Raw genomic sequence first — 14,671 nt, 5'->3', positions numbered from 1 at the left:
ATGACGATAAATTGCAAAGGTACTTTAGTCGATTTAGCCACCCCAAAAGTGATGGGGATTTTAAATATTACTCCAGATTCTTTCTTTGACGGTGGTAAATATAAAAACGAATCAGATTTTCTAAATCAAACTAACAAAATGATATCTGATGGCGCTACTTTTATAGATGTAGGCGCCTATTCTTCTAGACCTGGTGCAAAACATATTTCCGAAGAAGAAGAATTACAAAGAATTGTTCCTGTAATTAATTTATTAGTTCAAAATTTTCCAGAAATCATTATTTCTGTAGATACATTTAGAAGTAAAGTTGCCCAAGAAACCATAAATGCGGGTGCAGCCATTATAAATGATATTTCGGGTGGTAAAATGGACGATACTATGTTTACCACCGTTGCAAATTTACAAGTTCCTTACATTTTAATGCACATGTTAGGTACGCCACAAAACATGCAACAAAACCCCGTTTATAAAGATGTAACTCAAGAAATCATTTCTTTTTTCGCAGCACAAATACACAAATTACATCAACTTAAATTAAACGATATTATTATAGATGTTGGTTTCGGGTTTGGTAAAACAAATGTCCATAATTTTGAAATCTTAAAGAATTTAGAACTTTTTAAAAGTTTAGATGCACCTATTTTAGCCGGAATTTCTCGTAAATCTATGTTGTATAAAACGTTAGATATTTCTGCACAAGAAGCCCTAAACGCAACAACCTCTGCCAATACAATTGCCTTATTAAATGGCGCAAATATTTTACGTGTACATGACGTAAAAGAAGCGGTAGAAGCTGTAAAATTGGTAAATCAGATTTCCTTTTAGAAGCTATTTCCTGCTTTCCACTATATCTTTTTTTAAAAAAAATAAAAAAAGGATGCCGTTTCAATCAGGGCTAGACATATTTACGAACAAACTTCCCAAACAAAAAGCAACGTATCATTTAAAAATAATCACTTTTTAGCAATTAAGAAATCTCATCAAGATTAAATTATTGAGATTCTTCTTCATGTTCCATAAAGAATAACATCCTTTCTAAAAATAAAATATTTGGCATTCTTTTTGTTAAATATATGTTAACGTCAAAAACCAATCTAGTCAAACTTTAATAAATCAATTCGAAATAACTCGAACTGAAAACCATTTATTAACTTTTAAAAACTAGAAATTATGAGTAGAAAAGAATCTCCAGAAATTAATGCGGGTTCCATGGCAGACATCGCCTTTTTATTATTAATCTTTTTCCTTGTTACCACAACAATGAGTGTAGATGCAGGAATATCGAGAAAAATTCCGCAAAAACAAGAAAACCCCACAGATTTAGACATCAATGAAAGAAATATATTAGAAATAAACATCAACAAACACAATGCATTATTAGTAGATGGAAAAATAATTGAAGTAAAAGAGTTAAAACAAATTGCGATTAACTTTATAGACAATGGAGGTGGACTTGATATTAATAAAAACACTTGCAGTTGGTGCACAGGAAAGCGAGACAAACTATCTTCAGATCATCCATCAAAAGCAATCATATCAATAAAAACAGATAGATTAACAAATTATGGAACCTATCTTTCTACCCTCGATATTATAAATTCGGCTTACGCACATTTACGAAATAAATTGGCTATTAAACTGTACAAAAGAAATTATAAGAATCTTTTAGAAGAGTTAAAAGCATCAAACAACTCCGATAATAATCTTTTAGAAAAAATTAAATTAATTAGAGAAAAATACCCTTTATTATTATGCGATGCAGAAATTAATATCTAACATTGACTTTTGCCAATTTATTAGTACTTTAGCCTAAAATCAGTCAATTTTCATGTTCGATTTTATTGAGTTTTCTTTATTAGATGTATTAGATATTTTATTAGTTGCAACACTACTATACTACATATACAAATTATTAAAAGGTACTGTTGCTATTAACATTGTTATTGGTATAGCCTTTATTTTCTTAATCTGGAAAATTACACAAGCCTTAAAAATGGAAATGTTAAGTGGTATATTAGGCTACTTACTTTCTGGTGGAGTTATTGCATTAATCATTGTTTTTCAGCAAGAAATACGTAAATTTTTATTAATGATTGGTACTACAAACTTTACCAACAAACGTAATTTTTTAAAACAATTAAAATTTTTACAAACAGATATTAGTTCAGAAATTGAAACAGAAACAATTTTAGAAGCTTGTAAAAATATGTCTAAAACAAAAACTGGTGCTCTAATTGTTATTGAACGCACCAATTCTTTAGACTTTCTAATAAATACTGGCGATAGCATGAATGCTTTAGTAAATGTAGCTATTTTAGAAAGTGTTTTCTATAAAAACAGCCCTTTACACGATGGAGCACTAATTATTAGGGATAATTATATTGTTGCTACAAGGGTAATTTTACCCGTTTCTGACAGTACAAAAATTCCTGCAAGATTTGGACTAAGACATAGAGCTGCAATTGGAGTTTCGGAAAAAACAGATGCTGTTTGCTTGTTAGTTTCTGAAGAAACAGGAGAAATTTCTTATATAAAAGATGGTGGTTTTGAATTGTATGCTGATTATAATGACCTCGATGAAAAGCTTAAAAAAGACTTAATGTAAAGGTATTTATATTATGAATAAATTACTTTGGAAATTTTCAGGAGCTATTTTAGGAGGATTTTTAGGATGGCTGATAAGCTATAGATTGAGCCTTTTACTTTTAGGAAATGATAATTCTGGGTTTATAGTAATTGTTATAATGGTGTTTATGGGCATCCTCCTTGGAACAATTCTCGGTTTTGTTATAGCTGGAGAAAAATTTAAAAAACATCAAAAAAAAGTATAAAAAAAAGGTCCTCAATATTGAGAACCTTTTTAAATTTTAAAAATAACTTTCCTTATTTAGAAGGAGCCATTTTAGATTGAATATTAGATAATACACTTTTGTATTTCATTAATTCACTTGCATCTAATTTAGATGCTAATTTTTTTCCTTCTGCTAATAAAGCAGCTCCTTTAGGTGCTAAAGCAGCAATTTTACCTAAATTACCGTTAGCAGCAATATAATCTTTTGCATAAGTAGCGTATTCAGTTAAGTTTTTTGTTACCGCTTCATTTGCAAAACTAGGAATAGTAATTCCCGCTAATGCAGAATCTTTAGCTCCAGAAACAGCTTCTTTTGCTCCTTCAACAGCACTTTCAGCACCTTCTACAACTGCATTTGCTGCATCAGTAGCTCCATCTTTAACTTTAGTAGCAGCTTCTTTTGCTCCATCAGCTACTGCGTTAGCAGCATCACTTGCTCCTTCTGCAACTACATTTGCTGCATCTTTTGCTTCATTTGCAACTGTACCAGCCGCTTCTGTTGTTGCATCTTTTAATTCTTTAGCTCCTTCAGTAGCTTTTTTACAAGAAGAAAACATTAATGCTCCAACTACGAAAATTGATAATACGATTTTTTTCATTTTTTTGATTTGTTTTGTTTGTACCACAAAGGTAAATCAAAAATATTGATTTTAAGAAGCTTTCTTGATGCTAAATTGTTTATCGTATAAGTTTTTATAATACCCATTATCTCTGTCTAACAACTCATTATGAGTTCCTTCTTCCACTATTAAACCTTTATCCATCACAATAATCTTATCCGCTTGTTTTATAGTAGCTAATCTATGTGCAATAACAATAGAAGTTCTCCCTTTTGTAATGGTTTCTGTGGCGTATTGAATCATTTGTTCTGCATGAGAATCAACCGAAGAAGTCGCTTCATCTAAAATTAAAATACTTGGTTTACTTACATAAGCCCTTAAAAAAGCAATTAATTGTCGTTGTCCAGAAGATAACATAGCTCCACGTTCTTTTACGTTATATTGATAACCTCCTGGAAGTGTCATAATAAAATCGTGAATACCAATTTGTTTTGCCGCTTTTTCTACTTCCTTTAAAGTGATGTTTTCATCCTTTAAAGTAATATTATTTAAAATTGAATCTGAAAACAAAAAGACATCCTGTAAAACTACCGCTACTTGATTTCTTAAACTCTCTAAAGCATATTCATTTATCGAAATATTATCAACACTAATAGTACCACTATCAATCTCATAAAAACGATTAATTAAGTTGATAATAGTCGATTTACCAGCACCTGTAGCACCTACAATAGCTACTGTTTGTCCTTTTTTAACATTTAAAGAGATGCCTTTTAACACTTCTTCTCCTTTTATATAGCTAAAATGAACATCTTTAAAACTAATATCTCCTTTCAGTTTTTCTGCTTTTTGTGTTCCGTTTTTAACAATACTACTTTGTGTATCTATCACTTTAAAAACACGTTCTCCAGAAACGATACCCATTTGTAATTGGTTAAATTTATCTGCAATCTGGCGTAACGGTCTAAATAACATTTGTGCCATTTGCACAAAAGCCATTACGGTACCAGGACCAGGAACAGACCCTCCAATAATTTGTTTACTACCAAACCAAACAATTAAACCAATACCAATTGATGATAAAATTTCTGCAATAGGAAAGAAAATAGAAAAATACCAAATGGTTTTTACATACGCTTCTTTATGTTTATTATTAATCTCTTTAAAATTTTTATACTCTATGTTTTCTCTGTTAAATAGCTGTACAATCTTCATTCCTGTAACACGTTCTTGCACAAATCCATTTAAATTTGCTACTTGATTTCTTACTTCTTGAAACGTTGCTTTTATAGCTTGCTGAAAAACTCTCGTTGCATAAATTAAAATTGGTAAAACAGCCAATGCAATTAATGCTAACTTCCAATTAAAATAAAACATTAAAGCCGCTATTGCAAACATCTGTAAAACATCACTTACAATTGTAAAAACACCACTACTAAAAAAGGCGGCAATAGTTTCTATATCAGAAACCACTCTTGTTACTAATTTACCTACAGAATTGGTATCAAAATAAGACATTTTAAATTGTAAAATATGCCGAAATGTTTTTGCTCTAATATCTCTAATAATATGTTGCCCAACCCAGTTAGCATAATAAATAAAAGTAAAACGTAGCAATACTTCTATTAGCACTACTCCAAACATTAAAAGTATATTGTTAATAAGACCTTGTGTGTCTTTTTCTGTGATATATTTATCTACCGTTTCTTTTATTAAATAAGGGTTTAACAAAGCTACAAAAGCTAATAAAATAGTAGAAGAAACAGCTATAAAAAAGTTTAATTTATAGCGTTTTGCAAAAGACATCAGTCTTAAAAAGATTTGTAAATCGAAAGCTTTTCCTGTTTTATCTGCCAAAACCTAATATTTAATATTTGTTAAAAACAACCCTTTTGCAGGAACTGATAAGCCCGCATTTCCTCTATTTTTACTCTCTATAATTTTTCTAAAATCGTCTTTTGTAATTTTCCCCAAACCAACATCTACCAAAGTACCCACAATGGCTCTCACCATATTTCTTAAAAAACGATTTGCCGTAATATAAAACACCAACTCCTTTCCGTTTTGTTTCCAAACAGCTTCGGTAACATCACAATTATAAGTATACACATCTGTCTTAACTTTAGAAAAAGTCTGAAAATCGGTATACTCCAATAATAATTTTGCGGCATCATTCATTAAATCGATATTTAAATCCTGTGAATGTATTTGCCAAGAAAAGTCTAATAAAAAAGGGTTTCTACCCAACCATATTTTGTATTCGTAACTTCTGCTAAGTGCTCCAAATCGTGCGTGCATTTCATCATCAACCGAAAACACATTATACACAACAATATCCATTGGTAGTAATGAATTTAACTTATGCGGAATATCTCCCTTCAGTTCTTTTTCGATATCGAAATGAGCAAACATTTGAGAAGCATGTACTCCAGTATCCGTTCTTCCTGCTCCAACAACTTCTATCTTTTCTTGAAGAATGGTACTAACAGCTTTGTTCAATTTTTCTTGTACAGAAATAACATCTGGTTGAATTTGCCAACCATGATAAATTTTTCCGTTATAAGAAAGTTCTATAAAATACCTCAAGAAAGTGTGTTTTTGTAGCTGTCAAAATTACGGAATTTATTTTGTTATGATTACATTTGAAGCTAATAGAGACGTTAATCTTTTCTTACAATTACTTTTGATGAAGAAAATCTTATTATTATCTGATACTCATAGTTTTATTGATGCTCAAATTTTAAAGTTTGTAAAACAAGCTGATGAAGTTTGGCATGCTGGCGATATTGGCAATTTAGAAGTTACCGACACCATCAAAAAACTAAAACCTTTACGTGCTGTTTTTGGTAATATTGATGGAGCCGAAGCAAGATCTGAATTTACATTAGATTTAAAGTTCGAAATTGAAAATGTTTCAGTTTGGATAACCCATATTGGCGGTTATCCTAATAGATATGATAAAAGAATACGTGAGGAAATAAAGTTAAATCCTCCAAAAATATTTATTTCAGGGCATTCACATATTCTAAAAGTACAATACGATAAAAAACTAAATTTATTGCACTTAAACCCAGGTGCCGCAGGAAACCATGGTTTTCATAAAGTAAGAACCATGTTACGTTTTGCTTTAGAAAACGGAGAAATAAAAAACATGGAAATTATAGAATTGGCTAAACGAGGTTAATTGCCTCTTTTTCTAAAATAGGCAATACTACTTTAATAACAGTACCGTTCTTTAGAGTAGAATCTATTAGAAAATCTCCTTTCATCATTTGTATTCTTGCTTCAATTTGATTTAAACCAAGACCGTCTTTATTGATGATTTTGTTTTTATCAAAACCAATGCCATCATCTGAAATTCTTAAATACAGTTTGCTATCTGCTTCATTTAAATGAATCATCGCTTTTTCAGCTTTACTGTGCTTTAAAATATTATTAACAAATTCTTGAATAATATTATATACTTTTATTTCAAAGTTTTGTTCATACCTCCTAGTTTCGCCTATTCTTGTATCAATCTTAATTTGAGAGTTAGAGTACTTATCTGCCATATCTTTTATAGCGTATTTTAACCCAAATTTTAACAAAACGGAAGAAACTAAAGTATGAGATAAGTCTCTAATTTTTTGAGAAGCTTCTGTAATAATCTCTTGAGTTTTATCTATCTCTATAGGAATTTCGCCATTTAACTGGCTTCTTGTAGCTTGTAAGTGAAGATTTGCTGATGATAATAAAGCACTAACACTATCGTGCAAAGTTTCTGCTATTTGTTTCCTTTCAGACTCTTTACCATCTATTGTAGCATTTAAAATTCTTACTTGCGATTCTGATCTTATCTTTTCTATATTTTGATGCTGGAGTAATTGGGTTTGAGAAAGTTGAAGCCCAAAATTCTTTTGTCTTAATTTATACACATTAACCCAAAACAATAAAGATAATATAATTACAAAAGCACTAATAACAATCGCCAAAAAAATCCTTTGATTTTTAAGACGTTTATTTTCTGCCTCTTTTAAAACTAATTTTTTAACAGTATCAACATCATATTCTGCATTAATTTTTTTTACGATACCTCTAAATTCAGTGTCTCTTAAACCATCTTTTATATCATAAGACATCTCTTGAAATTCATACGCTTTATAATCTTTTAATTTATACATAGACCAAGATAGATTGGCATATAAACTTGCTTTAAACCTTATAGCTTTCGCACTATTATCATTCCTTATTAATGCTAACCCCTCTAAATAAGTTTTTTTAGCTAACTTATAATCTTCTTGAATTAAATAGATACTCGCCAAATTTCCTAAGGCTGCAGCTTGATTTACTTTATCATTTTTCAATTTATGAATACTTATTGATTTATTTGCAAATTTTTCTGCTAAATCATATAAGGAATCATTGATGTAAAAAGCTGATAAATTACTATATACTTTCGCTTTCTCTTCTGAAAAATCATCACTTAACTCATTAATATCAATAATTTTACCATAAAAATACAAAGTACTATCTCTATACTTTTTTAAGAGCTCTTTATCTTTTAGGAGCTCCCTTTCTTTAAGCTTGTGATAAGAACTACCTAAACGAAGGTAATTTTGAATTAAAAATTTTTTATTAAAATTATTGTTATTAACATCTAATAAGAGAGAGTCTTTTAGAATATCATTTACATTAACTCTAAAATATTTGATACCATCTTTAAAGCCTAAGGTTTCATAAAAAATATTACCTATTAAAAAGTTTGTTTTATAAAATATTTTCCTATCCTTATTTTTTGACCTATCCAATAATATAAAAGCTTTTTTTAATGCTAAATCAAATTTTTTATCCTCATATAATTTGTTAACATTTCGAAAATTTTTAATTAAAAGACTATCATTTAATTGCATATAAAAAGAAGCTGTATGAAATACAGCTTCTTTTTTATTAGGTAGTGCCTTAAATACAACCGACAAAAAAAATATTAAAAATATCTTATTTAAAGTTTTCAATACTTCTTATATTATTATTACCTCAGGTCTTCTTTCTTTTGTATAAGAATAAGACTTAGAATTTGTTTTGGCAGCAGTAGTATTATCCTCTTTAAGAATATGATTTACAAAATCAATTTCTAGAGCTTCACCATCTATTTTATCAAAAACTTTAGAGAAAGTTGTTACATCTGTTTTTCCTTCTTCTAAATGAACTTCATAAATATTCAACTCATCATTATAAACAAAATCTACTTTTACTTTGCTGTTTACTGTAAAATCTAAAGTGTATGTTCCATCTTCATTTCCAGAAATACTATACTCAGAAAGCATATCTTCATTTTCATCTTTAGACAAAGAAGCATTTTTATCTTTAATAGTAATTTGGGGTTGATGACTAGAATTAGTATCTACAAAACCTACTTTAAGCTGATTTCCATCAATAGTAAGATCTTGCGTAACTTTACGGCTTAACAGATTCTCTGATGAATATAAATAAATATAATTTGTATTTGTAGTGTCATCAACAACGTTTTCCGTTTTTACATTACCATTTACGTTGTAATCTAAAAAATATCCTCCGTTAGCATCTCTATTAATCGTAAATGTTTTTAAAAGATCTAAAGATTGTTCTTCTTGTAAAAGTGTTTCGTTGGTAGAACAAGAAGAAAAAACTAGTACTACTGATACTAATAAGGCAAATAAGTTGAAATTTTTCATAATGTGAAGGGGGGATTAAGATTTAATACTTTGTTTAATTTAATTATTTTCGAGAACTATTATTATATTATTTAATTAGCTAAGGCAAGAATGTATGCAACAATTAGGGGTTCTAGGGGTTTAACTATAAAGCCTTTTAGGGGAATGATTTAAAAAAATCAAAGCTTATGAATAATTATTTTTTGGGGGATAAGAACTATACTATATTGTTTTTTACTGCATACATTGCCAAGCCTACTGCATTTTTTACATTTAATTTTTTTAACAAACTCTTTCTATACGTTTCTATTGTATTCTTACTCAGATGCATTATATCAGCCATTTCTATAGTGCTATGTTCCTGTGTAATCAATTTTAAAACATCCAATTCTCTTTCTGTTAAACTATCTAACAAAAATTTCCCTGGTACTTCTCCCTTAGGAACCATTTGACCAGATAAAGATTGTAACAATATCTTTTGAATATCATTACTAAAATATTGTTCTCCTTTAGCAACCGCTTTTATAGCATTTATAATATGCTCGCCAGCATTGTTTTTAGAAATATATCCCATACAACCAAGATTTAAAACTTCTTGAACAATTTTAAGATCATCATAACTAGACAATATTATAACCTTTTGGTCTACTCTCTTTTCTCTAAAATATTTTAACACTTCAAAACCATCTAAAACTGGCATGGTAATATCTAATACTAAAACATCTGCGGTGTTTTCTTTTTGACTAAACCAATCAATCACCTCTTGTCCTGTTAAAGAATATCCTTTTATTTCAATCTCTTTATCAGTTTTTATTACAGCGATGATACCTTCTATTAATATTTTATGGTCATCAGCTACATGAACGTATATCTTTTCTTTCATTTTTACATTACAAATTTAATTCACAAATTAAAACTATACAATACCCATTTACAGTGAAATTTTCACCTCCCTATTTTCAGTTAGACGCCTCACTGAAAACAGTGAGACACTTATTTTATGACATTGATTTTCAACACATTAGATCCTCGTAAGATTTTAATATATTCGTCTCTAAAAATACAAATTAAAAACTCAAATTAGATTTAAACTCTGAAAACATATAGAAAACAAAAAACCGAGAATTAAATTCTCGGTTTTTTTTCGCACTAAATATACTAATATGATAGGTTTATCGCAATCTATCTACAGATTTCACAAGATCTTCATCCTTTTTAATAGCCTTATTTGCCAAAACAATAAGCAAAACAACTAAAATCGGTAAGAACATCCCAATACCCTTCTCCGAAATCGAAACTTCTCCAGGTAAAGTTAGAGATACATAAATCAATAATCCTAATAAAAAAAGATTGATCAAAATAACTAAACGTCCTACAACAAACTGTAACTTTCTATTTTTAAATAAAAAAATTGTTACAAAAGAGACTATTGCAGAAAGCAAATATAACAAAGGAATTACTTTTAAAAGCATAGAATCTCTAAAAAATAAATCTAAAGCAAATATTTCTTCCTTAAGATTACTCCAAATATTGAATACAAATATCAACCCTCCAGAAACTGCGGTTGCTAATAATAAATATATACTCTGTATTCTTTGAATCATCTTAAAAAATAGGTTTACAAAAGTAGAACTTTCTTTTTTAAAAAGAAAACCTAAAACTTAAAAATTTTGTATATATTTGTAATATAGTAACCACCCAATAAATATTGTATAGTACTATATACAATACATAAACTCTAAAAAAAAATTATAATTAATCTTATCTAAGATAAGGTTTCCAATTTAACTTAACATATAACGAATGTTCGAAATCTCAGAACTAAAAGCAAAAACACTTGCTGATTTACAGGTAATTGCAAAATCTATTGGTCTATCAAAGACGAGTCAACTTAAAAAACTAGATTTAGTGTATCAAATATTAGATACACAAGCTGCAAACCCTGTAGATACTTCACCAACTGTAACTGAAGTAAAACCAAAAACAGAAAAACCTAAAAGAAAAAGAGTTTCTAAAGTTGCTACACCTGTAAAAACTAAAACCGAAATAGAAACACCAACACCTGCTGTAGAAACAAAAGAAGAACCAATAAAACAAGAAAAGGTACCTCAACGAAAACCTATTGCTAGAAAAACTGCGGCTAAAGAGACTCCAGCAAAGACAGAAAACAAAACGGAAGCAACTAAAGAAAGAGTTGTTAAACAGGTTGAGAAAAAAGAGCCTAAACCGGCTAATAATCAAAATAAACCACAAACAAATAAGCCACTACCAAAGAAAAACCCAAATCAAAATAGAGACAAGAACAACTCTAATAGAAATAATGGTAATAAATCTGGTAATCGTTATAAAGATCCAGATTTTGAATTTGATGGAATTATAGAAAGTGAAGGCGTATTAGAAATGATGCCTGATGGATATGGTTTTTTACGTTCTTCTGATTATAATTATTTATCATCTCCAGATGATATTTATGTTTCTCAATCTCAAATTAAATTATTTGGCTTAAAAACAGGTGATACCGTAAGAGGAAATGTTCGTCCACCTAAAGAAGGTGAAAAATATTTTCCTTTAATTAGAGTATCCAAAATAAACGGATTAAACCCTAACTTAGTTAGAGATCGTGTTTCTTTTGAGCATTTAACACCTTTATTTCCTCAAGAAAAATTCAATTTAGCAGAAAGAGGTAGTTCTTTATCAACAAGAATTATCGATTTATTTTCTCCTTTAGGAAAAGGACAAAGAGGTATGATTGTAGCACAACCTAAAACGGGTAAAACCATGTTATTAAAGGATGTGGCAAATGCAATTGCAGCTAATCACCCAGAAGTTTATCAAATAGTATTATTAATTGATGAGCGCCCGGAAGAGGTTACAGACATGAAACGTAATGTACGTGGAGAAGTTGTTGCTTCTACCTTTGATGAACCAGCAGACAAACACGTAAAAGTTGCCAACATTGTTTTAGAAAAAGCAAAACGTTTGGTAGAATGTGGGCATGATGTTGTTATTCTTTTAGATTCAATTACACGTTTGGCAAGAGCTTACAATACCGTTGCACCTGCATCTGGTAAAATACTTTCTGGTGGTATCGATGCAAACGCATTACACAAACCAAAACGTTTCTTTGGTGCAGCAAGAAACATAGAAAATGGTGGTTCTTTAACCATTATTGCAACAGCACTTACAGAAACTGGTTCTAAAATGGACGAAGTAATTTTCGAAGAATTTAAAGGAACAGGTAATATGGAACTTCAATTAGATAGAAATATTTCTAATAGACGTATTTATCCTGCTATCGATTTAATTAAATCTTCTACAAGACGAGATGATTTATTATTAGACGCTAAAACCGTACAAAGAATGTGGGTTTTACGTAAATATCTTGCAGACATGAACCCTATAGAAGCGATGGAATTTATTAATGACAAAATTAAATTCTCTAAAAATAATGATGAGTTTTTAATTTCTATGAATGGTTAGAAATAACAATTAGACATTAAAAAATACTTTACACAAAACCTTTTTGAGCAATCAAGAAGGTTTTTTTTATTGGAAGCTATTTTAACATTAGAATTTTTACCACTTCTTTTATGTTTTGTAGATTTATCAAAACTAATTCACCTTTATATGAAGAAACTTTTACTTTTATCATTTTTAAGTCTTTTTTTACTCAACTCTTGCAACTCTACCGTAAAAAAAGAAGCCAAAAAAGACACTTTTGTATCCGATAATTACTCAAAAAAAGAAGTAGATATTATAATGCGAGATGGTACAAAACTGCACACCACCATTTATTCTCCGAAAGATACTAGTAGAAAATACCCTATTTTAATGCAAAGAACACCTTATAGTTCTAAGCCTTACGGAGAAGGTAAAATGAAAACTAAAATTGGTCCTAATATTCATCTAATGAAAGAATTGAATATTGTAGTGTATCAAGATGTTCGTGGCCGTTGGATGAGTGAAGGTGTTTATGACAATATGCGCGCTTATATTCCTAATAAAACGGCAACACAATCTGACGAGGTTTCTGACACCTACGACACGATTGATTGGTTGGTAAAAAATGTAGAAAACAATAACGGAAATGTAGGTACTTGGGGAATATCATATCCTGGGCATTATGCTACAATTTCTACAATTGATGCGCATCCTGCCTTAAAAGCAGCTTCACCACAAGCGTGTATTGGCGATTTTTTCTTTGATGATTTTCATCATAATGGAGCTTTTATGCTAAGTTATTTTAGAGCAATTTCTTTATTTGGCACCTACAAAGACACGCCAACAGATACGGCTTGGTATTCGTTTCCTAAAATGGATTCCCAGGATCAATATCAATTTTTCTTAGATAAAGGGCCTTTAAAAAACTTAAACGAATATTTTCAGTATGATCGATTAGATGTTAAAACAGCTGAAAATAAAGATAGAATTGATGATTTTTTCTGGAAAGAAATTGTAGAACATCCAAATTATGATTCCGTTTGGCAAAGTAAAGGCATTATTCAGCATTTAGACAAAGTGCCTTCTACGGTTGCTACTATGATAGTTGCAGGAGAGTTTGATGCAGAAGATTTATATGGACCTTTATCTACTTATAAAGCCATAGAAAAAAACGAAAAAGACAATTATAACACCTTGGTTTTTGGACCTTGGGATCACGGAAAATGGGCTAGTTCTAAAGTTACAAGCTCTGTTGGAAATTATTATTTTGGAGATTCTATTTCTTTAAAATTTCAGTCTGATGTAGAAACAAAATTCTTTAATCACTTCTTAAAAGGAAAAGGCGACAAAAATTCTGGGTTACCAGAGGCTTATGTTTTTGATACTGGTAAAAAAGAATGGAAGTCTTACGATGCTTGGCCTCCTAAAAACGCATTTAAAGAAGATTGGTTTCTGTCTAAAAACCAGAAATTGACTTCAGACAAAAAATCAACAGAAAAAATAAATTTTATTAGTGATATTAAACATCCTGTTCCGTATTCCGAAGATATAAAAACGGTTTTTACGCCACGTAAATACATGACAGACGACCAACGTTTTGCGGCAAGAAGACCAGATGTTTTGGTTTTTGAAACGGATGTTTTAACCGAAGACTTTACTTTAGCCGGAGATATTTTAGCAAAATTAAAAGTAGCAACTACAGGTTCTGCAGCAGATTGGATTGTAAAAGTAATTGATGTTCATCCTGCGGATGCAGAAGAAAATAACGAAAAACTACAAGATCATTTAAAAATGAGCAATTATCATTTAATGGTTAGAAGTGAAGTTTTAAGAGGTAGATTCAGAAATAGTTTTGAACATCCAGAACCTTTTATACCAAACAAAAAAACCGATGTAAATATAAAATTACAAGATGTTTTTCACACGTTTAAAAAAGGACATAAAGTACAAATACAAGTTCAAAGCACTTGGTTTCCTTTAATAGATTTGAATCCGCAAACGTATGTAGACAATATTTACAAAGCAGACGAAAAAGATTTTAAAACACAAACACATATCGTTTTTACAGATTCTAGTATTGAGTTTACAGTATTAAAATAATCATTCTAAAATAAAACGTAAACAATCCATCAATAAAATTTGATGGATTG

At 29.8% G+C, this 14,671-nt stretch carries 14 protein-coding genes and 1 pseudogene; 8 read left to right on the top strand and 7 right to left on the bottom strand.

The window, feature by feature from the left end:
- From folP to JOP69_RS15285, 5 genes and pseudogenes are all read left to right on the top strand, one after another.
- Nucleotides 1-825 carry a dihydropteroate synthase gene (folP, locus tag JOP69_RS15305; RefSeq protein ID WP_203391775.1) on the top strand — a complete coding sequence of 275 codons (825 nt, stop codon included), beginning with the start codon at nucleotides 1-3 and terminating at the stop codon, nucleotides 823-825.
- Nucleotides 826-1,001: 176 nt separating this feature from the next.
- Nucleotides 1,002-1,109, top strand: a pseudogene (locus tag JOP69_RS18855) (hypothetical protein); the annotation flags it as partial.
- Nucleotides 1,110-1,170: 61 nt separating this feature from the next.
- Nucleotides 1,171-1,776, top strand: coding sequence for a biopolymer transporter ExbD (locus tag JOP69_RS15295; RefSeq protein WP_203391774.1), 606 nt, complete (start codon nucleotides 1,171-1,173; stop codon nucleotides 1,774-1,776).
- A 52-nt stretch (nucleotides 1,777-1,828) separates the two neighbouring features.
- Nucleotides 1,829-2,605: a diadenylate cyclase CdaA gene (gene cdaA / locus JOP69_RS15290; protein WP_203391773.1), complete on the top strand. Its 777-nt coding sequence runs from the start codon at nucleotides 1,829-1,831 to the stop codon at nucleotides 2,603-2,605.
- 13 nt (nucleotides 2,606-2,618) lie between these two features.
- On the top strand, nucleotides 2,619-2,831 hold the full coding sequence (locus JOP69_RS15285; protein ID WP_203391772.1) for a hypothetical protein: 213 nt from the start codon (nucleotides 2,619-2,621) through the stop codon (nucleotides 2,829-2,831).
- A gap of 52 nt (nucleotides 2,832-2,883) precedes the next feature.
- Here JOP69_RS15285 and JOP69_RS15280 read toward each other — a convergent pair whose 3' ends face one another.
- From JOP69_RS15280 to truA, 3 genes are read right to left on the bottom strand one after another with little or no spacing between them, the layout of a single operon-like run.
- The gene (locus JOP69_RS15280; RefSeq protein ID WP_203391771.1) at nucleotides 2,884-3,450 is read right to left on the bottom strand and encodes a hypothetical protein; all 567 of its coding nucleotides are present in this window, start codon (nucleotides 3,448-3,450) and stop codon (nucleotides 2,884-2,886) included.
- Between the two features lie 51 nt (nucleotides 3,451-3,501).
- Nucleotides 3,502-5,268, bottom strand: a complete 1,767-nt coding sequence (locus JOP69_RS15275; protein ID WP_203391770.1) for an ABC transporter ATP-binding protein — start codon at nucleotides 5,266-5,268, stop codon at nucleotides 3,502-3,504.
- Between the two features lie 3 nt (nucleotides 5,269-5,271).
- A complete protein-coding gene (gene truA, locus JOP69_RS15270) occupies nucleotides 5,272-5,997 on the bottom strand; it encodes a tRNA pseudouridine(38-40) synthase TruA (RefSeq protein WP_203391769.1) in 726 nt (241 codons plus the stop codon).
- Between the two features lie 100 nt (nucleotides 5,998-6,097).
- Between truA and JOP69_RS15265 the strand changes: the two genes are divergently transcribed.
- The gene (locus JOP69_RS15265; protein WP_203391768.1) at nucleotides 6,098-6,595 is read left to right on the top strand and encodes a metallophosphoesterase; all 498 of its coding nucleotides are present in this window, start codon (nucleotides 6,098-6,100) and stop codon (nucleotides 6,593-6,595) included.
- Here JOP69_RS15265 and JOP69_RS15260 read toward each other — a convergent pair.
- From JOP69_RS15260 to JOP69_RS15245, 4 genes are all read right to left on the bottom strand, one after another.
- A complete protein-coding gene (locus tag JOP69_RS15260; RefSeq protein ID WP_203391767.1) occupies nucleotides 6,582-8,198 on the bottom strand; it encodes a tetratricopeptide repeat-containing sensor histidine kinase in 1,617 nt (538 codons plus the stop codon). The two genes, JOP69_RS15265 and JOP69_RS15260, sit on opposite strands and share 14 nt — an antisense overlap.
- 210 nt (nucleotides 8,199-8,408) lie before the next feature.
- Nucleotides 8,409-9,101 (bottom strand): hypothetical protein, encoded by a 693-nt coding sequence (locus JOP69_RS15255; RefSeq protein WP_203391766.1) that lies wholly within the window; start codon nucleotides 9,099-9,101, stop codon nucleotides 8,409-8,411.
- Between the two features lie 196 nt (nucleotides 9,102-9,297).
- Entirely contained in the window at nucleotides 9,298-9,963 is a 666-nt protein-coding gene (locus tag JOP69_RS15250) for a response regulator transcription factor (protein WP_203391765.1), read from the bottom strand.
- Nucleotides 9,964-10,252: 289 nt separating this feature from the next.
- Entirely contained in the window at nucleotides 10,253-10,684 is a 432-nt protein-coding gene (locus JOP69_RS15245) for a DUF4293 domain-containing protein (RefSeq protein WP_203391764.1), read from the bottom strand.
- Between the two features lie 199 nt (nucleotides 10,685-10,883).
- On the opposite strand from JOP69_RS15245, the gene rho reads away from it, so the two are divergent.
- On the top strand, nucleotides 10,884-12,560 hold the full coding sequence (gene rho, locus JOP69_RS15240) for a transcription termination factor Rho (protein ID WP_203391763.1): 1,677 nt from the start codon (nucleotides 10,884-10,886) through the stop codon (nucleotides 12,558-12,560).
- A 147-nt stretch (nucleotides 12,561-12,707) separates the two neighbouring features.
- Entirely contained in the window at nucleotides 12,708-14,621 is a 1,914-nt protein-coding gene (locus JOP69_RS15235) for a CocE/NonD family hydrolase (RefSeq protein ID WP_203391762.1), read from the top strand.
- The last annotated feature ends 50 nt before the right edge of the window (nucleotides 14,622-14,671 follow it).

This window comes from Polaribacter sp. Q13, from assembly GCF_016858305.2.
In the GTDB taxonomy this organism is placed as follows: domain Bacteria; phylum Bacteroidota; class Bacteroidia; order Flavobacteriales; family Flavobacteriaceae; genus Polaribacter.
The sequence above is the reverse complement of the archived record's forward strand: the minus strand, read 5'-3'. Positions and strand labels throughout refer to the sequence as shown.

Excerpts from the sequence above, each read along its gene's own strand:
- folP (WP_203391775.1), top strand. The coding sequence starts at position 1 with ATGACGATAAATTGCAAAGGTACTTTAGTCGATTTAGCCACCCCAAAA.
- JOP69_RS15295 (WP_203391774.1), top strand. The coding sequence starts at position 1,171 with ATGAGTAGAAAAGAATCTCCAGAAATTAATGCGGGTTCCATGGCAGAC.
- cdaA (WP_203391773.1), top strand. The coding sequence starts at position 1,829 with ATGTTCGATTTTATTGAGTTTTCTTTATTAGATGTATTAGATATTTTA.
- JOP69_RS15285 (WP_203391772.1), top strand. The coding sequence starts at position 2,619 with ATGAATAAATTACTTTGGAAATTTTCAGGAGCTATTTTAGGAGGATTT.
- JOP69_RS15280 (WP_203391771.1), bottom strand. The coding sequence starts at position 3,450 with ATGAAAAAAATCGTATTATCAATTTTCGTAGTTGGAGCATTAATGTTT.
- JOP69_RS15265 (WP_203391768.1), top strand. The coding sequence starts at position 6,098 with ATGAAGAAAATCTTATTATTATCTGATACTCATAGTTTTATTGATGCT.
- JOP69_RS15255 (WP_203391766.1), bottom strand. The coding sequence starts at position 9,101 with ATGAAAAATTTCAACTTATTTGCCTTATTAGTATCAGTAGTACTAGTT.
- JOP69_RS15250 (WP_203391765.1), bottom strand. The coding sequence starts at position 9,963 with ATGAAAGAAAAGATATACGTTCATGTAGCTGATGACCATAAAATATTA.
- JOP69_RS15245 (WP_203391764.1), bottom strand. The coding sequence starts at position 10,684 with ATGATTCAAAGAATACAGAGTATATATTTATTATTAGCAACCGCAGTT.
- rho (WP_203391763.1), top strand. The coding sequence starts at position 10,884 with ATGTTCGAAATCTCAGAACTAAAAGCAAAAACACTTGCTGATTTACAG.
- JOP69_RS15235 (WP_203391762.1), top strand. The coding sequence starts at position 12,708 with ATGAAGAAACTTTTACTTTTATCATTTTTAAGTCTTTTTTTACTCAAC.